Annotated in this window: 26 protein-coding genes; 13 read left to right on the top strand and 13 right to left on the bottom strand. The window is 72.8% G+C overall.

Annotated elements, in window-relative coordinates:
- Positions 1–3 precede the first annotated feature (3 nt).
- The 3 genes from LNK82_RS35740 to LNK82_RS35730 all read left to right on the top strand — a co-directional run bounded on the left by LNK82_RS35740 (position 4) and on the right by LNK82_RS35730 (position 2,332).
- Positions 4–939, top strand: a complete 936-nt coding sequence (locus tag LNK82_RS35740; RefSeq protein ID WP_230571351.1) for a DUF1996 domain-containing protein — start codon at positions 4–6, stop codon at positions 937–939.
- A gap of 66 nt (positions 940–1,005) precedes the next feature.
- Positions 1,006–1,608 carry a DUF2238 domain-containing protein gene (locus tag LNK82_RS35735; protein WP_230571350.1) on the top strand — a complete coding sequence of 201 codons (603 nt, stop codon included), beginning with the start codon at positions 1,006–1,008 and terminating at the stop codon, positions 1,606–1,608.
- 46 nt (positions 1,609–1,654) lie between these two features.
- Positions 1,655–2,332, top strand: coding sequence for a DUF6319 family protein (locus tag LNK82_RS35730; RefSeq protein ID WP_230571349.1), 678 nt, complete (start codon positions 1,655–1,657; stop codon positions 2,330–2,332).
- Positions 2,333–3,651: 1,319 nt separating this feature from the next.
- Here the strand turns inward: LNK82_RS35730 and LNK82_RS35725 are convergent.
- Positions 3,652–5,169: an alpha/beta fold hydrolase gene (locus tag LNK82_RS35725; RefSeq protein ID WP_230571348.1), complete on the bottom strand. Its 1,518-nt coding sequence runs from the start codon at positions 5,167–5,169 to the stop codon at positions 3,652–3,654.
- 174 nt (positions 5,170–5,343) lie between these two features.
- Here LNK82_RS35725 and LNK82_RS35720 point away from each other — a divergent pair, with 174 nt between their 5' ends.
- Positions 5,344–6,246: an EamA family transporter gene (locus LNK82_RS35720; RefSeq protein WP_230571415.1), complete on the top strand. Its 903-nt coding sequence runs from the start codon at positions 5,344–5,346 to the stop codon at positions 6,244–6,246.
- Positions 6,247–6,249: 3 nt separating this feature from the next.
- A complete protein-coding gene (locus LNK82_RS35715) occupies positions 6,250–6,687 on the top strand; it encodes an iron chaperone (RefSeq protein ID WP_308257412.1) in 438 nt (145 codons plus the stop codon).
- Positions 6,688–6,729: 42 nt separating this feature from the next.
- Here LNK82_RS35715 and LNK82_RS35710 read toward each other — a convergent pair whose 3' ends face one another.
- The 9 genes from LNK82_RS35710 to LNK82_RS35670 form a co-directional block, all read right to left on the bottom strand.
- Positions 6,730–7,149 carry a hypothetical protein gene (locus tag LNK82_RS35710; protein WP_230571347.1) on the bottom strand — a complete coding sequence of 140 codons (420 nt, stop codon included), beginning with the start codon at positions 7,147–7,149 and terminating at the stop codon, positions 6,730–6,732.
- A gap of 78 nt (positions 7,150–7,227) precedes the next feature.
- Positions 7,228–8,301, bottom strand: a complete 1,074-nt coding sequence (locus LNK82_RS35705) for an ATP-dependent DNA ligase (protein ID WP_230571346.1) — start codon at positions 8,299–8,301, stop codon at positions 7,228–7,230.
- Entirely contained in the window at positions 8,286–8,867 is a 582-nt protein-coding gene (locus LNK82_RS35700) for an alkaline shock response membrane anchor protein AmaP (protein ID WP_230571345.1), read from the bottom strand. Before LNK82_RS35700 ends, LNK82_RS35705 begins: the two co-directional genes overlap by 16 nt.
- Positions 8,864–9,367, bottom strand: a complete 504-nt coding sequence (locus LNK82_RS35695) for a DUF6286 domain-containing protein (protein WP_230571344.1) — start codon at positions 9,365–9,367, stop codon at positions 8,864–8,866. The genes LNK82_RS35700 and LNK82_RS35695 overlap by 4 nt, the downstream gene beginning before the upstream one ends.
- Positions 9,368–9,670 carry an Asp23/Gls24 family envelope stress response protein gene (locus LNK82_RS35690; protein ID WP_230571343.1) on the bottom strand — a complete coding sequence of 101 codons (303 nt, stop codon included), beginning with the start codon at positions 9,668–9,670 and terminating at the stop codon, positions 9,368–9,370.
- The gene (locus tag LNK82_RS35685) at positions 9,667–9,843 is read right to left on the bottom strand and encodes a hypothetical protein (protein WP_230571342.1); all 177 of its coding nucleotides are present in this window, start codon (positions 9,841–9,843) and stop codon (positions 9,667–9,669) included. The genes LNK82_RS35690 and LNK82_RS35685 overlap by 4 nt, the downstream gene beginning before the upstream one ends.
- A complete protein-coding gene (locus LNK82_RS35680) occupies positions 9,840–10,094 on the bottom strand; it encodes a hypothetical protein (RefSeq protein ID WP_230571341.1) in 255 nt (84 codons plus the stop codon). The genes LNK82_RS35685 and LNK82_RS35680 overlap by 4 nt, the downstream gene beginning before the upstream one ends.
- Before the next feature lie 5 nt (positions 10,095–10,099).
- Entirely contained in the window at positions 10,100–10,552 is a 453-nt protein-coding gene (locus tag LNK82_RS35675) for an Asp23/Gls24 family envelope stress response protein (RefSeq protein WP_230571340.1), read from the bottom strand.
- A gap of 52 nt (positions 10,553–10,604) precedes the next feature.
- Entirely contained in the window at positions 10,605–11,378 is a 774-nt protein-coding gene (locus LNK82_RS35670) for a pyrimidine reductase family protein (protein WP_230571413.1), read from the bottom strand.
- Positions 11,379–11,417: 39 nt separating this feature from the next.
- Here LNK82_RS35670 and zapE point away from each other — a divergent pair, with 39 nt between their 5' ends.
- The 5 genes from zapE to LNK82_RS35645 all read left to right on the top strand — a co-directional run bounded on the left by zapE (position 11,418) and on the right by LNK82_RS35645 (position 15,659).
- Positions 11,418–12,428, top strand: coding sequence for a cell division protein ZapE (gene zapE, locus LNK82_RS35665; RefSeq protein ID WP_230571339.1), 1,011 nt, complete (start codon positions 11,418–11,420; stop codon positions 12,426–12,428).
- A gap of 67 nt (positions 12,429–12,495) precedes the next feature.
- Entirely contained in the window at positions 12,496–12,738 is a 243-nt protein-coding gene (locus LNK82_RS35660) for a DUF3040 domain-containing protein (RefSeq protein ID WP_106618954.1), read from the top strand.
- A 214-nt stretch (positions 12,739–12,952) separates the two neighbouring features.
- The gene (locus LNK82_RS35655) at positions 12,953–14,572 is read left to right on the top strand and encodes an ABC-F family ATP-binding cassette domain-containing protein (protein ID WP_230571338.1); all 1,620 of its coding nucleotides are present in this window, start codon (positions 12,953–12,955) and stop codon (positions 14,570–14,572) included.
- A 20-nt stretch (positions 14,573–14,592) separates the two neighbouring features.
- Positions 14,593–15,465 carry a COX15/CtaA family protein gene (locus tag LNK82_RS35650; protein WP_230571337.1) on the top strand — a complete coding sequence of 291 codons (873 nt, stop codon included), beginning with the start codon at positions 14,593–14,595 and terminating at the stop codon, positions 15,463–15,465.
- 47 nt (positions 15,466–15,512) lie between these two features.
- Positions 15,513–15,659 (top strand): hypothetical protein, encoded by a 147-nt coding sequence (locus LNK82_RS35645; protein ID WP_230571336.1) that lies wholly within the window; start codon positions 15,513–15,515, stop codon positions 15,657–15,659.
- Positions 15,660–15,678: 19 nt separating this feature from the next.
- On the opposite strand, the gene LNK82_RS35640 is transcribed toward LNK82_RS35645, so the two are convergent.
- Entirely contained in the window at positions 15,679–16,413 is a 735-nt protein-coding gene (locus tag LNK82_RS35640) for a histidine phosphatase family protein (protein ID WP_230571335.1), read from the bottom strand.
- A gap of 73 nt (positions 16,414–16,486) precedes the next feature.
- On the opposite strand from LNK82_RS35640, the gene LNK82_RS35635 reads away from it, so the two are divergent.
- Positions 16,487–17,119, top strand: coding sequence for a hypothetical protein (locus LNK82_RS35635; RefSeq protein ID WP_230571334.1), 633 nt, complete (start codon positions 16,487–16,489; stop codon positions 17,117–17,119).
- Here the strand turns inward: LNK82_RS35635 and LNK82_RS35630 are convergent.
- A complete protein-coding gene (locus LNK82_RS35630; RefSeq protein ID WP_230571333.1) occupies positions 17,085–18,458 on the bottom strand; it encodes a DUF2252 domain-containing protein in 1,374 nt (457 codons plus the stop codon). The two genes, LNK82_RS35635 and LNK82_RS35630, sit on opposite strands and share 35 nt — an antisense overlap.
- Positions 18,459–18,559: 101 nt before the next feature.
- A complete protein-coding gene (rocD, locus tag LNK82_RS35625; RefSeq protein ID WP_308257411.1) occupies positions 18,560–19,789 on the bottom strand; it encodes an ornithine--oxo-acid transaminase in 1,230 nt (409 codons plus the stop codon).
- A gap of 142 nt (positions 19,790–19,931) precedes the next feature.
- Between rocD and LNK82_RS35620 the strand changes: the two genes are divergently transcribed.
- Together LNK82_RS35620 and LNK82_RS35615 are read left to right on the top strand one after the other, a co-directional pair.
- A complete protein-coding gene (locus LNK82_RS35620; RefSeq protein WP_230571332.1) occupies positions 19,932–20,801 on the top strand; it encodes a PPK2 family polyphosphate kinase in 870 nt (289 codons plus the stop codon).
- Positions 20,802–20,944: 143 nt separating this feature from the next.
- The gene (locus LNK82_RS35615; RefSeq protein WP_230571331.1) at positions 20,945–22,018 is read left to right on the top strand and encodes a lactonase family protein; all 1,074 of its coding nucleotides are present in this window, start codon (positions 20,945–20,947) and stop codon (positions 22,016–22,018) included.
- Positions 22,019–22,043: the final 25 nt, after the last annotated feature.

Raw genomic sequence — 22,043 nt, 5'->3', positions numbered from 1 at the left:
CGGATGAACGCGAGATTGAGAGGTGTCATCGGCGCCGCGTCCGTCGCGCTGGCACTGGCCCTGATCGGGTCGGTGGTCGCCTACCAGCCGGCGGGCGCGGGGCCCCTGGTGAACCACGACAACCACCCGGCCGCACCGGACGCGCACCAGGCCGCGGCCATCGAGCAGCAAGCCGGGATCCAGGCCGCGTCGGAGTTCCGCGCCAACTGCCGCGCGAGCCACCGGTCCGGCAACGACCCGATCATCTACCCCAACCAGACCGGCGTGTCGCACGTGCACGAGTTCTTCGGCAACCGGTCGACCAACGCGTCCTCCACGTACACGTCGCTCAAGGCGGCGGGCACCACGTGCGACCCGGTGGTCGACCTGTCCGCCTACTGGGTGCCCACGCTGTACAAGAACGGGCAGCCGGTCGCGCCGGAGAGCGTCACCGTGTACTACCAGGGCATCCACGACATGCAACGCGCCGTCGCGTACCCGCCGAACATGAGGTACGTCGTCGGCAACGCCCGGGCGGCCAGCCCCGACCAGAACCCGTCCGCGCGGTGGTCGTGCACCACGCAGTCACCGTCGAGCCGGGACTTCATGAACTGCCCGGCCGGCACCAAGCTGGAGACGTACCTCGACTTCCCGACCTGCTGGAACGGTCGGGACCTCGACAGCGCCAACCACAAGGACCACATCGTGTTCTGGAACGGGTCGTGCCCGTCCACGCACAACGTGGTCCTGCCGAGGCTGGAGTTCCTGATCACCTACCCGGTCAACGGCGGCGGGCTGTCGCTGGGCGGGACGGTGAACGGGGTGAACGTGACCAACGCGCCGGGGTACACCTTCCACGGTGACTTCATCAACGCGTGGGACCAGCCGGAACTGGAACGACGGGTGCGCGACTGCGTGAACGCGGGTCGCATCTGCGGCACGAACGGCAACCCGATCTAGGGCTGTCGCGGTCGTCTACAGTCCTTTGTGGACTGCCCCGCGCGGGTGACCGGTAGGATCCGGGGGATGGAACCCCGCGACCGCCTGCCGGTCACCCTCGCGGTCCTCGTCGTGGTGGCGGTCGCGGTGTCGGCCATCCGGCCCAAGAGCTACGTCACCTGGCTGCTGGAGGTCGCGCCGATCCTCATCGCGCTGCCCCTGCTGGCGTGGACGCGCCGCAGGTTCCCGCTGACGGCGCTCGCGTACTGGCTGATCTTCGGGCACGCGCTGGTGCTCGCGCTCGGCGGCCACTACACCTACGCCGAGGTGCCGTTCGGCGACCTGTGGACCGACCGCAACCACTACGACCGGTTCGCGCACTTCGTGCAGGGTTTCGTGCCCGCGGTGCTGGTGCGGGAGATCTTGTTGCGCCGGACGCCGCTGCGGCCGGGGCGGTGGACGTTCTTCCTCGTGTCGGCCACGTGCCTGGCGATCAGCGCGGGTTACGAGTTCGTGGAGTGGGCCGGTGCGCTGATCGGCGGTGAGTCGGCGACGGACTTCCTTGGCACGCAAGGGGATGTGTGGGACACCCACTGGGACATGCTCCTCGCGCTGGTGGGATCGGTGGTCGCGCAGTGGGCGCTGGGACGTGCGCACGACCGGCAGTTCTCGGGATTGTCGGTGGCGTAGGGCAAGCTGCACCCGACAGATCTTGTGCAAGTCGTGGAGGTAGGCGATGGCGAAGGCGAAGCAGAGCTCGTTGTCCCCGCAGGACATCGACCACCTGCGTGCGGAGTTGGCCGCGGGCCGACCGCCCGCGGTCTGGTTCACCTCCGCCGCGGTCGGGGTGGAGGCCGGGCGGTCGGCGAAGGTGGTGGCGTTCACCGACCCCGCCGAGGGTGATTTCATCCAGGTGCGGCCGACGGGGGAGAAGGACGAGCTGTCGTTCTCGCCTGCCGAGCTGACCGTGGAGAAGCCGGCTCCGCGCAAGCGGACCCCGGCTCCGGCCGCCGTCGAGACCCCGGCGCCGGTGACGCCGGTGGAGCACATCTACACGCCGGGTCCCGCGCCTGCGCCTCCGAAGCCGAAGCCCGCTCCGGCGCCGCCGGCCCCTGTGGAACGCCGACCGGCCGCGCGCAAGCAGGTGAAGCCGGCGGAGGTGACGGTGACGCTCACGTCGACCGCGGACGGTGAGTGGACGGTCGACGTGCAGTGGGGTTCGAAGCGGACGTTGAAGGCCGCTCCGGTGGCCGCGTCGGCGGTGTCGCAGGCGTCGAAGCTGCTGCCGCCGGAGGTCGACGAGGCCGTCGAGAGCGTCCTCACCGCCGCCCGCGACCGCCACCTCGCGCGGGTCGAGCAGTTGCGGGCGGAGCTGGAGGCGGCCCAGCGGGCGTTGGACGAGCTGACGGGCTGACCGGTGCGGGAACGGGTGCCGGCCGGGTGGGAACGGGGTGCTGACCGGGCGAGAACACGTATTGCAACGTATTGATGATTGGCGTTCCGCGATCGGGTGAGGGTACTTCCCCTGGCCGGCGGTAGGGGCGGACCGTGGGGTCGAAATACCTTCGGTCCCACGAAGTCCCTCGACGCCGCGGAGGCACAAGATGGTTGTTGAGATCACGACGGCTGAGCAGGCCCAACTCGGCGGCAGCTGCGGCTGCTGCACCGGTTGCACGGGCCCCGGCTGCGGGTGTTGCTCCACCTGCTGACCCGCCCGCCGCGCCTGCCAGGCACGAACGCGGAACCGCCAATCACCCGACCCCGGCCGCCCCAGGCGAGCCGGGGTTCGGGCTGACAAACCCCACCCGCCACCGACCTTCCGCGTGCCATCCCCACCGACCGCCGAATTTTCGCGGCCCGGCTCGGCCTGCCGGCGCCTTCGCACCCTGGCTTTCCCAGCCCGATTCCACGTGTCGAGGGCTTTCGCGCCCAGGGTTTCGCGGCTCAGATCCGCCCACTGCCGGCGATCGCACGCAGGGTTTCGGCAGCCGGAGGTTCCGCGCCTCGGATCTCACTCCCGCCGGGGTCCGCTTCGTGGATTTCGGCGGCGACCAGAGGGCCGCGGCCGGGTTTCGCAGCCGACCGGCCTCGCCGCGCACCGGCCTCGCCGCGCACCGGCCTCGCCGCGCACCGGGTTCGCGGCCCGACCAAACGGCCTCGCCGCCGACCACGCGCCGCACACCGGCTCCGTGGCCCATCAAGCCCTCGCAGTCCACCGGGGTTCGCGCCCGGCTGAGCGTCGTGGCCGCGCCATTTCGCGGCGGGCCAAGCGCAGTGCCGCCATGCCGTCGGGCTCGTGGTGCTGTCGGGTCCCACGTGCTGCCGGTCCGCCGCGCTGCTGCCTGGTCGGCAGGTCGCTCGCGCTCGTCGTGCGCTGGGTCCGTCCTGCTGCCGAAGCCGTGGTGGCGGTCCGTGGTGCGCCGGGGTCTGTCGGAGTCCGTTGTGCCGCCGGGTCCGTGCTGCCGGGTCCGCTGCGTTTGGGATCGGCGGACCCAGGGCTGAGGCGGATCGGGTTCGGGAGTGACGGGTGGCGGGTGGTGGGCGGAGTGGGGTGGTTTCGGCGGGTCCGCTGGTTTTCAACCGAGGTACGGTAACGGTGTTTCCGTACACTTTCTGGCCAAATTCACTCGATCGTGCTCGGTTGTCCTGGGCCCCGGCGGGTGGGACGCGGGTGGGTCCGGCGGGCAGGGTACTGGGTTCCGGGGGAGTGTGCCGGGTGACGTGCTGCCGACCTCACGGTGGGCAGGCGGTGCCGTTGGCAGGCACCTTGGCGTCCACGAGGAACTCCTCCGCCGCCTTCGTCGCGCACGCCGACTGGCCGAGCGCTCCATGACCCCCGCCCTGCCACCCCACCACGACCCCGGCCGGCAGGGCCTGCGCCGCCCGCTCCCCGCCCTCACGCGGCGTCACGGGGTCGGCCGCCGTGGTCAGCACGAGCATCGGCGGCGCACCCACGAGCCTCGGCACCTTCACCGCCTGGGGCACCGGGAACGGGCCGCAGGCCAGCAGCTTGCGCGCGAAGTGAGCACCGAACAGCGGCTGCTTGGTCCGCCAGTCCTCCGTCAACCCCGCCACCCGTTCCGGCGGCACGCGGGTCGTCGTGTCGTTGCACCCCGTGATGATCCCGGCGTCGATGCGCGGCGGGTCCTCGTCCTGCTCCAGCAGCAACGGCTCGATGAACGCGCTCAGCTTGGCGCCGTCGCCACCCTCCGCCGCCACGATCGCGTCCGCCAGCGCACCCCACCGCGACCGGTCCGCCAACCCCGCCAGCACGGCCTCCGCGGCGGTCCCCGGCGTGAGGTCGAAATCACCGCCGCGCAGCGGCCGGTCCCGCAACGAGTCCAGCAACGCCTTGTACCGGTCCGTCGCACCCGCCCCCAATGGGCACCCGCGGACCACGCAGTCCTTCTGGAACGCCGAGAACGTCTCCTCCGCCGCCACCGCCCGCGTCTGCATCACGGCCGTCACGTCCAACGTCGGGTCCGGCGCGCCGTCGAACACCATCCGCCCGATCCGGTCCGGGAACCGCGACGCGTACAACGTCAGCACCCGCGAACCCTCACCGAGCCCGATGGCGTTCAGGTGCGGCACGCCCAACGCCTCCCGCAGCTGCTCGAGATCGGCCGACGCGCGCCACGAGTCCACCGCGGGCAACCGGTTCTCCATGTCGAGCACGCACTCGCGGCTCGCCAACGTGTACGCGTCGACCAGGTCCTCGTTCGACTCCGCACCCGGATCGGCCTCCACGATCCCGACCCGCGCCGCGTCCGGCACGCACTGCACCGGGTCCGACTCGCCGGTGCCCCGCCGGTCGACGCCGATCAGCGTGAACGTGCTCAGCACCGTCGCGGGCAGGCTCGCCGCCAGCCGTGCCGCCTTCAACGTCCCCGGCTCCCCGCCCGCCTCGCCGACCACCACCAGCGGGCTGCCGCCCGTGCCGACGCGCAGCAGCGACATGCCCAGGTTGCCCCGCCCGGGACGGCTCGGCACGTCCAGCCTCACGGTGAGCTGCGAGCACTCGTACTCCCACGCGCCCGCCGGCGCCGAATCACCCATCCGGGCACGCGCGGAGGCCGTGCACGACGACCAGGACAGCCCGGGCGTCTCGTAGCTCTCCAGCGGCGGGACCTCGCGGGGACCGGACGGCGTGGTGACCGACGACGGCTCCTCGCCGTCACCGTGCACGGCGATCACCGGCCGGGTCGACGGACCCGCGCTGCACGCGGCCAGCGCGCTCAGAGCCACCAACATCGAAGCGGCGTGACGCCGACGCGGCACAGCGGTCCCCTCGCTCTCTCCCACGGCACTGGTCTCCCGATGGGCTGGTTGCCCCCGAGGTCGCCCCCGGAGGTCCGGTGCAGAGCCTCACACAGTCCAGGTGAGACTTCGGTGAGCGGGCTGGGGCAGGATGTCCGCGTGGTCACAGTGCACGTCGAGGGCATCCCCGAACGCAGGCTCCACCGCTCCGGGCCGGTCACGCTCGCCGCCAAGGCGTTCGGCGCGATACCGCCGCCCGCGCTGGTCCTGCTGGGCGTGGTCAGCGTGCAGGTCGGCGCCGCCGTGGCCAAGCAGCTGTTCACCCTGGCCGGCGCCGCGGGCACGGTCACGCTGCGGCTCGTGCTGGCCGCCGTCATCCTGCTCGCGGTGTGGCGGCCGTCGCTGCGGCTGGACCGCCGGACGTACGCGGTGGTCCTGGGCTACGGCCTGGTGCTCGGCGCCATGAACCTGAGCTTCTACCAGGCGATCAAGCACATCCCGCTGGGCGCGGCGGTCACCATCGAGTTCCTCGGCCCGCTGGCGGTGGCCGTCATCGGGTCGCGGCGCTGGTTGGACGGGGTGTGGGCGCTGCTCGCGGCGACCGGCGTGCTGCTGCTGACCAGGGTCGACGGCGGTCTGGCGCTGCCCGGCGTGCTGTTCGCGGCGGGCGCGGGCGCGTGCTGGGCCGGCTACATCCTGCTGACCGCGGCGCTGGGCAGCCGCACGTCCGACGGCAAGGGCCTGGCGCTGGCGATGGTGGTCGGCGCGGCCGTGGCGCTGCCGTTCGGCGTGGCCGAGGCGGGCACGATGCTGCTCGACCCGGTGGTGCTCGTCGCGGGCGCGGCGGTGGCGCTGCTGTCGTCGGTGGTCCCGTACTCGCTGGAGCTGGAGGCGTTGCGCAAGATCCCACCGCGCGTGTTCGGCATCCTGATGAGCCTGGAGCCCGCCGTCGCGGCGCTGGCCGGGTTGATATTGCTGCACGAGGCGCTGCGCCCGGCCCAGTGGGTCGCGGTGTTCTGCGTGGTGCTGGCGTCGATCGGCGCCACCAGGACCGCGGGACCGGAGGTGTGACGAGTGGTCCAGAGCAAGGCCGTGACGGTCGAGGAGTACCTGGCGGAGCTGCCGGAGGACCGGCGCGCGACGGTGTCGGCGGTGCGGGACGTGATCCTGGCGAACCTGCCGGACGGGTACGTCGAGGGCATGCGGTGGGGGATGATCACCTACTCGGTGCCGCTGGAGGTGTCCGGCAAGACCTACAACGGGCAGCCGCTCGGGTACGTGTCGATCGCGTCCCAGAAGAACTACGTCTCGCTGTACCTCATGGGCGTGTACGGCGAGCGCGAGCAGGAGTTCCGGGCCGAGTTCGAGGCGACCGGGCGGAAGCTCGACATGGGCAAGAGCTGCGTGCGCTTCAAGCGGCCCGACGACCTGCCGCTGGACCTCATCGGACGTGAGGTCGCACGTCAGAGCGTGGACGACTTCGTGGCGAAGGTGCGCGAGGCCCAGAGCTGAGGTCCAGGGCTGAGGTTCAGGGCTGAGGGCCAGAGCCGAGGTTCAGGGCTGGGGCTTGGCCGGCGGGTCGGGCGGCGGCTCCTCGACGCTGAGCCGCCCGTCGATCAGCTCGCCGCCGCGCTCCTCGAAGATCGTCGCGTAGCTCGCCGCGTACTTGCGGTAGACGGCCAGCAACTCGCCCTCGACCGCGGCGGCCACGTCGGCGCGGTACTCGTCGCGCAGCCTGCGCATGGTGTTCACGGCGCTGCGCCGGTTCAGGCTGTGCAGGTAGGGCCGGAACGTCACGTTCAGCCCGCCCACCACCGCCGCCATGAGCAGCAGCACCTTGCCCAGCGGCGTTTCCGACGAGGTGAAACCGACGGCCAGCACGGCGGGCACGAAGATCAGCACCACGGTGTAGAACAGCCCGGTCGTCCGGTGCACGACGCGCCACGCCGACAGCCGTCGGCAGTCGCGATCCATGCGGTCGTCTAATTCCTGGATGAGCGCGTTCACGTCAGCAACCTCGGCCACAGCCGACCACGGTACTCACCCGAGCGGTCACGCGGGGCGAACTTCGCCTCGCAGCACCGATTCCACGTCGTAGCGCGCGGGCTGGTCGAGCTGGTCGTAGCCGCACGACGCCGGGTCGCGGTCGGGCCGCCAGCGGCGGAACTGGCCGTTGTGCCGCAGCCGGGCGGGCGCGGCGCCCTCGGTCTGCGAGTACGCGATCTCCAGCACGCGCTCCGGCCGCAACGGCACCCAGTCGGCGTGCTTGCCGCGCCACCGGTTGATCTCGCCGGGCAGCCGGCGGCCGTCGGGCTCCACCAGCCACGGGTGGTCGTCCGCGGTGATCAGGTCCTTGAACTCCTCGGCCAGCGCCCGCCGTTCGGCCGCCTTGAACGAGCCGACGACGCCCACGTGGTGCAGGACGCCCGCGTCGTCGTGCAGGCCGAGCAGCAGCGAGCCGACCGCCGTGCCCGGCTCGGTGTCCTTGTGCCAGCGCAGCCCGGCCACCACGCACTCGGCGGTGCGTGCGTGCTTGACCTTGATCATGCTGCGCTTGCCCGGGGTGTACTCGCCGGCGGCGGGTTTGCCGATGACGCCGTCCAGGCCCGCCCCCTCGAACAGCTCGAACCACTGCGCGGCCAGGTCGCCGTCGGTGGTCGCGGGCGTGAGGTAGAGGCCGTCGCCGGGCGTGATCAGACCCTCCAGCGTGGACCGGCGCTCGGTGCACGGCCGCTCCAGCAGCAGGTCGCCGCCCAGGGCCAGCAGGTCGAACGCCACGAAGCTCGCCGGCGTCCGCTCCGCCAGCAGCCGCACGCGGCTCTCCGCCGGGTGGATCCGCTCGGACAGCGCGTCGAAGTCCAGCTTGTCGTCCTTGGCCACGACGAGTTCGCCGTCGACCACGACCCGCGGCGGCAGGGTGCGCCGCAGCGCGGCCTCGGCCTCCGGGAAGTACCGGTTGAGCGGCTTGCCGCTGCGGGACTGGAGGAACACCTCGTCGCCGTCGCGGAACACCAGGCAGCGGTAGCCGTCCCACTTGGGCTCGAACACGAGGTCCGCGCCGGTCGGGATCTCGTCCACCGAGGTGGCCAGCATCGGCTGCACGGGAGGGGTCAACGGGAGCGCCACGCGGCCATCCTGCCGGGTATACGGGCCTTGCGCACGCGTTGGCGCTCCCTCTTCGCCAGATCGAGCCGCACCGCGGTCGGGAGGACCTCGACGCCGAGCGCGGCGCGGGCGCGTGACAGCACCCGGCCGTCCAACTCCCGCCACACGCGGTTCACGTCCGCGCCGTGCCGCAGCCGCAGCCGCAGCCGCAGCCGCAACGCGGGCCGGCCCACCACGGACACCTTCGCGCCGGCCACGCCGTGCACCTGCTCGGCGTCAGCGCGCACGGCCGCCGCCAGCGCCTTGGCGGTGACGACCACGTCGTCCAAGAGCAGGTCGGGGTGCCGTTCCGGGCGGACCGCGCGCCACGCCCAGCGCAGCCCGAGCACCACGGCCAGCAGGCCGAGCGCGATCAGCCCGAGCCGGACGGGCAGCAGGTGCCGCCGGGCCCAGTCGAGCACCACCGGGTCGAGCACCGGCCGGTCGACGGCGAAGCGGTGCAGCACGACGGCCGTGCCGCCGACGAGCAGGGCGAGCGCGCCGAGGACGGCGGCCATCACGCGTTCGGTGCGGTTCGAGCGGTTCACGGGCGGTCCTTCGGCGAGATGACGACGACGGACACCTTCGGCCGCACGGGCATCGGCAGCTCGTCCACCGCGCCACGGGCCACCTCCAGCAGCCGCGGACGCAACGACGCCTCGTCGTGCAGGCGGCTGGTCGCCCGGACCCGCACCCTGCGCCGCGACGCGGTGACCGAGACGTCCACCACGCCGTCCTCCGCCCGCACCCGGTGCCCGACCACGCGCGCCAGGGACGTCGGCGTGGTCACCACCCGCACGCCGTCGGCCGGATCGTCCAGCGGCACCTGCGACACCCCCGCCCGTGACGCCACGACCAGCAGGAACAGCCCGCCGACGGCCGCGCAGGCACCGATCAGGAGCACCGGCCGGTCCACCCAGGACCAATCCGGCCAGGTCGGCCACGCGCGCCCGGACCAGTGCCGGGCGACCGCGACGACCACCAGCGCGCCGGCGGCGGCCAACGCCACCCCGAGCAACGGCGACAGCACCCGCAGCAGGACCCGCACCTACACCACCCGCGGCCGGGTCTCGGCGCGCAGCGCGGACACCGTCACGGCCACCGACCGGACCCTGTAGCCGGTGATCCGCTCGACCTCCTCGGTGACGCGCCGCCGGACGTCCGCGGCGGCCGCGCGCACCGGCGCCGGGTAGAGCAGCGCCAGCTTCACGGCGAGCTCCAGGTCATCGCCCACCTCGTCCACCTTGACCGTCGCGCTCGGCTCGGCGCCGGGCACGAGCCGGACGGCGTGCGCCGCGACCTTCCGCACCACGGTCGGGTGAATCTCGAGCGAGCCCTCCGCGTCGGTCACTTGTCGCGGCCCCGGCCGAGCAGGTCGCCGAGGTCGAGCTCGCCGTCGAGGACGCGGCCCACGACCAAGCCGATCACCCCGACCGCCAGCGTCACCAGGAAGGCGGTGAAACCGCTGGTCGCGGCCAGGCCGAGGACCAGGCCCGCGAGCAGACCGGTCTGCGCAGCGCTCATCGGCTCTCCCACTCCAGATCGGCCACGACGACGTCCACCGGCGCGGCGCCCGCCACCCGCGTCACCCGCGCCCGCAGTTCCGGCACCACCTCGCCGATCGGCCGGTCGGTCCGCAGCACCACCGCCACCTCGACCCGCGCGCCGACCCGGACGCCGAGCACGCGCCGTCCCGGCAGGTAGGAGGCGAACGCGCCGTCCAGCCGCGCCACCTCCGGGTGGGACAGCACCGCCGCCTCGACGTCCTCCGCCACGTCCGTCACTCGACCCGGGACCCCGTGGTCGACGTGGTCTCCTCGTCCTCCTCGGGCAGGTGGATGTCGTTGACCGCGATGTTGACCTCGATGACCTCGAGCCCGGTCATCCGCTCGACCTGGCCGATCACGTTGCGCCGCACGGCCCGCGCGAGGTCGACGATGCTCACGCCGTACTCGACGATGATGTCCAGGTCGACCGCGGCCTGCTTCTCGCCCACCTCGACGGCCACGCCCGCGGTGTTCACGGTGCCCGCGCCCGGGATGCGCTCGCGCAACGCGCCGAACGCCCGCGACACCCCGCCGCCGACGGCGTGCACGCCGGAGATCTCCCGTGCCGCGATGCCCGCGACCTTCTGCACGACCGACGACGCGATCGTGGTCCTGCCCTGCTCGGTGTCGTCGGCCGAACGCGGCGCGGTGCCGGTCTCCGGCTTGACGGCGGTGCTCTGGGCCACGGCGGTCCCTCCGAATCGGTGCGTGCACGTTCGGATGCGGACCGTATCGGGATCAGGGCGCGGATGTGCCCTGCGTCACCGGATCAGGTGTCACCTTGCGGTACCGCAGCAGGAGGGCGCTGTCGTGGTGCAGCACCGAGGCCAGCTCCATCGACCGGGGCGCCGGCGGCAGCGGCCCGTTCGAGATCCGACCGGCGTCACCGCCCGCGAGCAGCGGGGAGAACGTCACGCACAGCACGTCGACCAGGTCCGCGTCGATCAAGGTGCCGAACACCCTCGGCCCGCCCTCGCAGTCGACCCGGAGCAGCCCGCGTTCGCGCAGGGCCTCCAGCGCCAGGTCCATGGCCACGGTCTCCTCGCCGGCGACGACCACGTCGGCGCCCGCCGCGGCCAGCGCGGCACGCCGCTCCTCGGGCGCGGCCCGCGTGGTGAGGATGATCGGCGGCACGGCCGTGCTGGTCAGCAGCGTGGACGTCGGCTCGATCGAGCAGCGCCCCGTCACCACGGCGACCGGCGGCACGGGCGCGAGGCCCAGCCTGGCCCGCCGGGACGCGCGCACCTCGCCCGCCTTGACCCCGTGGTAGCCCTCGACCAGGGCCGTGCCCGCGCCGACGAGCACCACGTCGCACAGGTCACGGCCGAGCATGAACACCTTGCGGTCGGCGTCGTTGCCCAGCCCCTCGGACCGCCCGGCCACCGACACCGCACCGTCCACGCTGGACACGAAGTTCACCTGCACCCACGGCCGGTCGAGCCCGTCGGGGTAGTCGTAGAGCCGTTCCAGCTCGTCGTCGGTGATCTCGCCGTCACGTGGTGGCCACAACATCCGCACCGCCACATCCCAGCACGCCGTTACGATCCCGTCATGTCCGCCCCGCCGCGCCTGTCCGACCGAACCCCGCACGTCGACGCGGACGAGCTGGTGGACGCGATGGTCCCGCCGCCCCGCTTCGACGCGGTCCGCTTCGACACTTACTTGCCCAACCCGGACGAGCCGAGCCAGGCCGCGGCGGTGCGGGCGGGCCGCGAGTTCGCCGAACGCGTGTCCGAGGGCGGCAGCCGGGGCGTGCTCGGCCGGCTGTTCAAGCGGTCGGGCGCCGACGACGCCAAGCCCGGCCTCTACCTCGACGGCGGGTTCGGGGTCGGCAAGACCCACCTGCTGGCGTCGGTCTGGCACGCGGTGCCCGGTCCCAAGGCCTACGGCACGTTCGTCGAGCTGACCAACCTGGTCGGCGCGCTGGGCTTCGGCGAGACCGTCCGCCGCCTGTCGTCGCACAAGCTGCTCGCGATCGACGAGTTCGAGCTGGACGACCCGGGCGACACGATGCTGGTGACCCGCCTGATCAAGGAGCTGACCGCGGCGGGCGTGTCGGTCGCGGCCACGTCGAACACGCTGCCGGACAAGCTGGGCGAGGGCCGGTTCGCCGCCGCCGACTTCCTGCGCGAGATCCAGTCGATGTCGGCGAAGTTCACCGTGGTCCGGGTTGACGGCCCCGACTACCGCCACCGCGGCCTGCCCGACGCGCCGCCGCCGATGGCCGACGACGACCTCGTGGCCAAGGCCGAGAGCACGCCCGGCAGCACGGTGGACGACTTCGCCGAACTGTGCGCCGCGCTGGCCCGGATCCACCCGTCGAGCTACGGCCGGCTGGTGGACGGGGTGACCGCCGTGCACCTGCGCCACGTCCGGCCCGCGCCCGATCAGGCGGTGGCGCTGAGGCTCGTGGCGCTCGGCGACCGCCTCTACGACCGGGACATCCCGGTGGCGGTGTCCGGCGAGCCGCTCTCGGAGCTCTTCACCGCGGAGATGCTGCGCGGCGGCTACCGCAAGAAGTACCTGCGGGCGGTATCGCGGCTCGTCGCGCTGTCACGCTGATCTTGCCTGCTCAGACCCCCGTTCAGGGTGGTTTTGCGGGTGGGGCGCCGGGTATCCACCGGCCGTGATGAGCGAAGCGGAACGCCGCACCCTCAGTGAGATCGAGAGCAGACTCGCGGACGAGGAGCCGGGCCTGGCCTCGGCGCTCGTCGCCGGCAAACCCCGGCACCCCGTGCTCAGCTACGCCCTCGTGGCCACGTTCGGTGGTCTGGGCGTGCTGCTGCTGTTCCTCGGGGCGTTCGGCCCCGCCCTGGCGTCGCTGGGGTTCGGCGCGCTGCTGATGCTGATGCGCGGCTACACCTGGCGGTGAGCCGGGACCGCCCCGCGGTCCCGCGCGAGCGGGCAGGCGCCCACCAGCCGCGAGCTCATCGCCCAGTCGCGCCGCGCCCGACCACGCCCGCCGGCCGAACCCCGGCCCTCTGAACCCGTCCCGGCGAACCCCCGTCTTAGGGAGTCGCGTCACACTTCGCGGATCCGGCCTAATCCGCTGGCCATCCGCGGTGGCGATGGCCGACCATGCGCGGGTGGGATTCCTGGACGCGAACGGCCTCGCCTTCCGCCTGCCCGACGGCCGCGAGCTGTTCCGCGACGTGTCGTTCAAGGTCGGCACGAACAGCGTGGTCGCCCTGGTCGGCGCGAACGGCGTCGGCAAGACGACGCTGCTGAGGATCCTGTCGAACGAGCTGACGCCCACCGCGGGCAGCGTCCGCGTGCAGGGCGGCCTCGGCGTGATGCCGCAGTTCGTCGGCTCGGTCCGCGACGAGAGCACCGTCCGCGACCTGCTGCTGGCCGCGTCGCCCGCGCCGCTGCGCGCCGCCGCCAAGGCGCTCGACGAGGTCGAGCTCCAGCTCATGGAGACCGACGACGAGCCGACCCAGATGCGCTACGCCGACGCGATCACCGCGTGGGGCGAGGTCGGCGGCTACGACGCCGAGGTGCTGTGGGACACCGTCACGGTCGCCGCGCTCGGCGTGCCGTTCGACCGGGCCCGGTTCCGCGAGGTCCGCACGCTGTCCGGCGGCGAGCAGAAGCGGCTGGTGCTCGAAGCGCTGCTGCGCGGCCCGGAGCAGGTGCTGCTGCTCGACGAGCCGGACAACTACCTCGACGTGCCGGGCAAGCGGTGGCTGGAGGACCGGCTGCGCGAGACCGGCAAGGCCGTGCTGCTGGTCAGCCACGACCGGGAGCTGCTCGACATCGCCGCGACGCACGTCGTCACGGTGGAGGCGCACTCGGCGTGGACGCACGCGGGCTCGTTCGGCACCTGGCACGGCGCCCGCGCGGCCCGCATCGACCGGCTCGCCGAGCTGCACCGGCGGTGGAACGAGGAGCACGACCACCTCAAGGAGCTCGTCCGCACGCTCCAGATCCAGGCCAGGATCAGCGAGGTCATGGCGGCGAAGTACCGGGTCATGCGGGCGAAGCTGGAGAAGTTCGAGGAGGCGGGCCCGCCGCCGGAGTTGCCGACCGACGAGAAGGTGACGCCCCGCCTGCGCGGTGGCCGCACCGGCGTGCGCGCGATCACCGTGGAGAACCTCGAGCTGACCGGGCTGATGAAGCCGTTCGACGTGGAGGTCTTCTTCGAGGACCGGGTGGCGGTGCTCGGCTCGAACGGGTCGGGCAAGAGCCACTTCCTGCGGCTGCTCGGCGGCGGCGACGTCGCGCACACGGGCGTGTGCCGCCTCGGGGCACGGGTCGTGCCGGGCCTCTTCGCGCAGACCCACCAGCACCCGGAGTGGATCGGCCGCACGCTGGTCGACGTCCTGTGGCACGGCGAGGGTGGCCGCAAGGGGCTCGACCGGGGCGCGGCGATGGCCGTGCTGAGCCGCTACGGCCTCGGCAAGCAGGGCGACCAGCGGTTCGAGACGCTGTCCGGCGGCCAGCAGGCGCGGTTCCAGGTGCTGCTGCTGGAGCTGTCCGGCGCCACGCTGCTGCTGCTGGACGAGCCGACCGACAACCTCGACCTGAACTCGGCCGAGGCGTTGCAGGACGCGCTGGAAGGCTTCACGGGCACGGTCGTCGCGGTCACCCACGACCGCTGGTTCGCCCGCGGTTTCGACCGGTTCCTGCTGTTCCGGTCCGACGGCGAGGTCGTCGAGGTGGACGAGCCGGTGTGGGACGAGACGCGGGTCAAGCGCGCCCGGTAAGGCGATCTACGCTGCCGGACGTGAACGCTGTTCGGCTTACCGTCCACCGGCCCGCGCACGCGGCGGCCGTGGCGGCGCTCGTGGCCAACGTGCTGATCGTGCTCACCGGCGCGTTGGTGAGGCTGACCGGTTCCGGGCTGGGGTGCCCGACCTGGCCGAGCTGCACCGACGACTCGTTCGTCACCACGCCGGAGATGGGCGTGCACGGGGTGGTCGAGTTCGGCAACCGGGTCCTCGGCATCGTGGTCGGGCTGATCACCCTGGCCCTGGTGGTCGTGGTCGCCCGGCACCGCGCCCGACCGCCGAAGGCGCTGCCGCTGGCCGTGGGCGTGCTGGTCGGCGTGGGCCTGCAAGGCCTGATCGGCGGGCTCAGCGTGCGCCGGGCCCTCGCGCCCGAGATCGTCGCGGTCCACTTCCTGGTCAGCATGGTGCTGGTCGCGGCGCTCGTCGTGCTGGTCGACCTGCTCGGTCGGCCCGGCGCCGTGCTGCGCGCACCGGCCAACCCGCGGGTCCGCTTCGGCGTGGGCGCGCTGCCCGTCGCGCTCGCCGCCGTGATGGTCCTGGGCGTCCTGGTGACGGGCAGCGGCCCGCACGCGGGCGACGAGAACGCGCGCCGGTTCGGCTTCGACCCCCTCGACGTGACGTCGGCCCACGTCCTGGCCGTGGTGTTCCTGGGCGGGATGGTGCTCGGCACGGCGGTGCTGGTGCGCGACGTGACCGCGTTCGCCCTGCTCGCGCTGACGATCGCCCAAGGCGTGATCGGCTCGGTCCAGGAGGCGTCGGCGCTGCCGGTGCCGCTGGTGGCGGCGCACGTGGTCACCGCCGCGCTGGTCGTCGCGGCCACCGCGCACCTGGTCGTGCGGACGTTCCGGGTCCAGGTCAGCCCGGGCTGAGCCGGCCGGAGGACTCGCGGACAGGTTCGGTGCGGCACACTCGAGGCATGGACACCGGCGCAATCGTGTCGCTCGTCGCCACCGTGATCGTCCTCCTGACCGGAGTCGTCCTGGCCGTGCGGACCTGGCACGAACCGGGCCACCCCGACGACGGGCCGGCGCCGAACTCGTCCGACGGCGGTGGTGGCGGTTGAGCCGACGGCTCGCCCGGCCCTAGCGGGCGCTCGGCTCGGGCGCGCGGGTCGACTGGTCCGCGGACCCCGTCGGCTCGACGCCCCGCTCGACCAGGTGGTCGGTCTCGAACTCGTGTTCCAGCACCCACAACCCCTCTTCACGCCGCCACGACGTCAGCGAGGCGTTGGGCACCACGGTGTTGCGCGCGAACGCGGCGAGGTCGGGCTCGGGCAGGCACTCCAGCAGGTAGCGCAGCAGGAACGCCTGCAGCTCGTGCCCGAACAGCAGGACGCGCCGACCGTCGAGGTCGCGCAGCAGCGACCGCAGCCGCAACGCCACGTCCGCCCACGACTCGCCGCCCGGCGGCCGGTAGTAGAACTTGCCGAGCCGCCGCTCGCGCGCCCGCTCCTCCGGGTACCGCTCGGCCACGCCGTGGCTGGTCAACAGGTCCAGCACGCCGAGCTCGCGGTCGCGCAGCCGTTCGTCGACGCGTGACCGCGGTCGCCCGCTCACGGTGAGCCGCGCGGTGTCGATGGCCCGCCGGTACGGCGAGCAGACCACCAGGTCCGGCCACTGCTCGCGCGGCAGGGCGGCGAACCACCGGCCCAGCGCCCGGCCCTGCCGCTCGCCCTGGTCCGACAGCGGCACGTCCGCGTCGCGCTCGAGGATGTCGACGACCTCGTGACCGGCCGCCTCCGCGACTTCGCTCGCCACGTTGCCGGTGCTCTCGCCGTGCCTGATCAGCCCGATCCAGTCCACCCCAAGGGAGTCCACCCGAGCCAACTTAGCCCTCCGTCGCCGCGTCGGCACTCCCTGCCGTTAACCCCGGCACGGTAGAACACCGCCCGTGGACGTGGACGCGTACTGCGAACGCCTGGCGCCCGGTCTCCTGGCGGAACCGCTCAACGCCGTGAGCAACGCGGCCTTCCTGGTCGCGGCGGCCCTGCTGTGGTGGCGGAACCGCCCGCGGCCGTGGAGCCTGCGCGCGCTGCCGGTGCTGCTCGCGCTCGTCGGGCTGGGCAGCCTGAGCTTCCACACCGTCGCCGACACGCTCACCAACTTCTTCGACGTCGGCTTCATCGCGGCCTACGTGATCTGGTACCTGATCGTGTTCACGCACCACCACCTGGGCGTGCGGTGGTCGCTCGCCTGGCTCGCCGCACCCGCGTTCGTCGTCCTCGCGGTGGCCACCGCGCCGCTCGGCGCGCTCGTGCCCGGCGGCTCGGGCATCTACCTGGCGCCGTTCCTGTGCCTGCTGGTCGCCGCGGTGGTCGCGGCGGCGCGCCGGCTGCCGTGGCACGATCTGGCGTCGGCCGCCGGCGTGTTCGCGGTGTCGGTGACGTTGCGCACGCTCGACCAGCCCTTGTGCGGGCAGTGGCCGAGCGGCACGCACTACTCCTGGCACCTGCTCAACGCCGTGGTGCTGTTCCTGGTGGCCCGGCAGGTCATTCGCGGTCGGCGGGCAGCCGACCGGACTTGACCGCGGCGGCCAGCTCCTCGTGGTCGGCGCACGTCCGGTCGGCGTAGTCCAGCGCGTAGCGGGCGATCGCCTCGTCCAGCTCCTCGCCACCGGCGCAGTACCCCGCCAGCAGCCGCGGGTCGACCGAGCGGCTGTGCGCGCGGGCCAGCAGCGCGCCCGCGAGCCGGCCGTAGTCGTCCAGGTCGTCCCGCTTCAACGTGGTCGCGTCGATCTCGCCCTTGCGGTTGCGGAACTGCCGGACGATGTAGTCCCGTCCCTCGATCGTGGTCCAGCCGAGCAGGATGTCGGTCTCCGCCTGCACGAGCCGCGCGCCGTGCACGATCCGCTTGCCCTCGTGCTTGACCGCCGGCGCGCCGAGGAACGGCGCCAGCGCGGACGGCCGGGCCTCCTTCGCCTGCAGCACCAGCGCCTCGTCACCGTTGCCGTGCAACAGGACCAGGTAGTTGCGCCAGCCCACGCTGCCGGTGCCGACGACGCGGAACGCCACGTCCGACACGCTGTAGCGCATGATCAGCTCGTACCGCGACTCGCGCAGGGTGTCCACATAGGACGGCAGGGCGTCCACGACGGACCGCGCCGCCTCGTCGGAGATCCGGGACAGCACGGGCGGGTCCGGCACGAACCGGATGTGCTCGCCCTCGCGCCGCGTCCACTTCGCCGCCACCCGGGCGCTGGTGTTCTTGCGCGCCTTGGACGCGGCTTTGGTGAAGTCGTCCAGCAGGTCGTCGGCCTTCGTCTTGGACAACGCCGACTCGTCGCCCAGCGCGTTCCACGACTCCATGAACGGGATCTCGGCCAGGTGCCGTGCCGCACCGCGGTAGGCGCGCACCGCGTCGGACGCCGCGTCGCGGCAGCCCTTCTCCGACACGCCGCCCTCGCGGCCCGCCAGGACCAGCGAGGTCGCCAGCCGCTTCAGGTCCCACTCCCACGGGCCCGGCAGCGTCTCGTCGAAGTCGTTGATGTCCATCACGATCCGGCCTTCGGGCGTGCCGTAGAGGCCGAAGTTGGCCGCGTGCGCGTCACCGCACAGCTGGGCGTCCAGCCCGCTGCGGGCACCGACGGCCAGGTCGCCCGCCATCAGCCCGGCGCTGCCCCGGAAGAACGCGAACGGCGACACGAGCATCCGGCCGATCCGCAGCGGCACGAGGTCCGGCAGGCGGCCCTCGTTCGACGCGTCCACGAACTCGACCACGGACGGCCGGTCCGGCGCGAGCCGCAGCTCGCGGTGCGCCTCGTGGCTCACCGCCGCCCGCAGCTCACGGCCGCGCGCCAGGACCTCTTCCGGTTCGACCCACTGTCCCAGCGCGACGGCCGCTTCAGCCCGCTTGCGTTCACCCATGCGGGTAAGGATGCGTCACGGCACCACGGGATACGTGTGCCGCGACACGTCTGTGACCTGCGGTAACGGTCCGTGGTCGGTTCGTGCGGAACCGAAGCGGGTCAATCGGACACAGTGCCCAAAACCTCGGCGACCGCGTCGATGCCCCGGTCCAGCTCCTCCCGCGTGATGACGAGCGGGGGAGCGACGCGCAGCGTGGTGTCCTGGGTCTCCTTGCACAGGACCCCCAGCGCGGCGAGCGCCTCCGACGCCGCACGACCGCGCGGTCCGCCGGGCGCGATCTCGACACCGGCCCACAGCCCGCGCCCGCGCACCTCGGCCACCCCGCGCCCGACCAGCTCGCCCAGCCGCGCGTGCAGGTGGGCGCCCAGCTCGCGGGACCGCTGCTGGAACTCGCCGGTCGCCAGCAGCCGCACCACGGCCCGCCCGACCGCGCACGCCAGCGGGTTGCCGCCGAACGTCGACCCGTGCTCACCGGGCCGCAGCACGCCGAGCACCGCCCGGCTGCCGACCACCGCCGACACCGGCATGATGCCGCCGCCCAGCGCCTTGCCCAGCGTGTAGAGGTCGGCGCGCACGCCCTCGTGGTCCAATGCCAGCAGGTCGCCGGTGCGGCCGAGGCCGGACTGGATCTCGTCCGCGATCATCAGCACGTTGTGCTCGTCGCACAGCGCCCGCACGCCCGCCAGGTAGCCCGCGGGCGGCACGACCACGCCCGCCTCGCCCTGGATCGGCTCCAGCAGCACCGCGGCCGTCCGCTCGGTGATCGCGTCGCGCAACGCGTCGAGCGAGCCGTACTCGACGACCTTGAAGCCCGGCGTGAACGGCCCGAAGTCCTCGCGCGCGGTGTCGTCGGTGGAGAACGAGACGATCGTGGTGGTCCGGCCGTGGAAGTTCGACCCGGCGACCACGATCTCGGCCGTGCCCGCCGGCACGCCCTTCACCCGGTAGGCCCACTTGCGGGCGACCTTGATCGCCGACTCGACGGCCTCCGCGCCGGAGTTCATCGCGAGCACCATCTCGGTGCCGGTCAGCTCGGCCAGCTCGCGGCAGAACGGGCCGAACTGGTCGTGGTGGAACGCGCGGCTGGTCAGCGTGACGCGGCCGAGCTGCTCGACCGCGGCGGCGACCAGGTCGGGGTGGCGGTGGCCGAAGTTCAGCGACGAGTAGCCGGACAGGAAGTCCAGGTAGCGGCGCCCGTCGACGTCGGTGACCCACGCGCCCTCGCCGTGCGAGATGACGACCGGCAGCGGGTGGTAGTTGTGCGTGCTCCATTCCTCGTCGAGCGAGATGAAGCGCTGGGAGCTCAGAGCTGCGGCCATGGCGGTCATGTCACCAACACTAAGGGGCCTGCGCCAGCGAATTCATCCGTCAGGCGTTGCGCATCCGCCATGTTCATTGCGCAATCGACGTGTTTCGCGGTGATTCGTTGTGTGATGGGTAAGCCCATGATCGGCGGGTTACCCTCCGACGATGGCCGACAAGTCCACGCAGGTCCAGTCGATATCCGACGCCTTCCGGGTGGACCCGGACGACTTCGACCTGGCCAAGGTCGACCCGGCCGCGACGCCGGTCGGGCCGCGGTCGAAGGCGGAGGCCACCGCGGACATGGCGGTGATCGGCCGGGAGCTGGACCGGCTCCAGGAGGCGCTGTACGCCGAGGGCACGGGCGGCGGCCACCGGCGGGTGCTGCTGGTGCTCCAGGGCATGGACACCTCCGGCAAGGGCGGCACGATCCGGCACGTCGCGGGCCTGGTCAACCCGCAGGGCCTGCACATCGCGTCGTTCAAGAAGCCGACCCGGACCGAGTTGCGGCACGACTTCCTCTGGCGCATCCGCCGCCAGGTGCCGCAGCCGGGCTACATCGGCGTCTTCGACCGCTCGCACTACGAGGACGTGCTGGTCGCCCGGGTGGACAACCTCGTGCCGTCGACCGAGTGGCGGCGCCGGTACCGGCAGATCAACGCGTTCGAGGCGGAGCTGGCAGAGCAGGGCGTGACCGCGGTCAAGTGCTTCCTGCACATCTCCCCGGAACGGCAGCGCGAACGGCTGATCGCCCGGCTGGAGGACCCGCTCAAGCGCTGGAAGTACAACCCCGGCGACCTGGAGGTGCGGGCCAAGTTCTCCCGCTACCAGGTGGCCTACTCCGACGCGCTGGTCAAGTGCTCGACGCGGGTCGCGCCCTGGCACGTCGTGCCGTCGGACCGCAAGTGGTACCGGAACTGGGTGGTGGCGCGGCTGCTGCTGGAGGCGCTGCGCGACCTGGCGCCCGCCTACCCGCAACCCTCGTACGATCCGGCCGTCGAGTTGGCACGGCTCCGGGAAGCCGACCCGTTGCGCTAGTCGCGATCTTCGGCGCGCCTCTTGCTTGTTCACAGTGGTCCAAGCCACTGTGGGAACCGCCGCGGGCGGTCGAGCGGAGGTTCGGTGTGGGTCTGGACAGGCGGCGGTTCCTGGGGGCCGTTGGCGTGGGAACGGGGTTGCTGATGACCGAGGGTGTCGCGCGAGCGGACGAGTCCGGGGGGCGGGCGGAGATCCGCGCCTACCTGGGCACCTACACGTCCTGGGCGGGCGGTGGCACGGGCCTCGGGCTCGGCGCGTACGACCCGGGGACGGGGCGGCTGCGCGTGACCGGCGTGGTGCCGGACGTGCCGAACCCGTCGTTCGTGATCGACGCGGGCCGCTGGGTGTACGCGGTCAACGAGAAGGCCGACGGCGAGGTGACCGCGCTGGCGGTCGGCCCGGACGGCGTGCCGAAGGTGGTCGGCAGTCGCAGCACCGGCGGCGCGGACCCGTGCCACCTGGCGCTGCACCAGGGCTTCCTGCTGTCGGCCAACTACAGCTCGGGCAGCGTGGCCGTGCACCCCGTGCTGCCCGAGGGCGGGTTGGGCGAGCGCACGGACCTCGTCGTGCACTCCGGCGCGGGACCGGACCCGGACCGGCAGGAGGGGCCGCACGCCCACCAGGTGCTGGCCGACCCGACGGGCGAGTTCGTGCTGGCGGTCGACTTGGGCACCGATTCGGTCTACAGCTACCGGCTCAGCCGCGAGGGCAAGCTGACCTCGGCCGCCACGGCGCGCGTGCACGCCGGGGCGGGGCCGCGGCACCTGGCGTTCCACCCGTCGGGCAAGCACGCCTACATCGCCAACGAGCTCGACTCCACGATCGTGGTCGCGGGCTACGACCGGGGCGTGCTCACGCCGGGCCAGAAGGTGAGCACGCTGCCCGCCGGCGCGCCGACCACGCCGCGCAACTACCCGGCGGAGATCGTGGTGTCGCCGGACGGGCGGTTCGCCTACCTGTCCAACCGGGGTCACGACAGCGTGGCCGTGTTCGCGGTCGAACGCGGCGGCGCGGCGCTGCGGCTGGTCGAGGCGACGCCGGTGGGCGGGAAGTTCCCCCGGCACATCGCGCTCGACGCGTCCGGCCGGTTCCTGCTGGCGGCCAACCAGAACTCGGACACCATCACCACGTTCGAGGTGGACCGGAGCACCGGGAAGCTGCGGCTGACGAGCACGTCCGCCGCGCCGATCCCGGTCTGCGTCGCCCTGACGAGGTAACTCCCGACGGGTTAACTTCGGCCGG

It is taken from the genome of Saccharothrix luteola, from assembly GCF_020859565.1.
In the GTDB taxonomy this organism is placed as follows: Bacteria; Actinomycetota; Actinomycetes; order Mycobacteriales; family Pseudonocardiaceae; genus Actinosynnema; species Actinosynnema luteola.
Note: the sequence above shows the minus strand (reverse complement) of the source record. Positions and strands in the feature narration are given on the sequence as shown.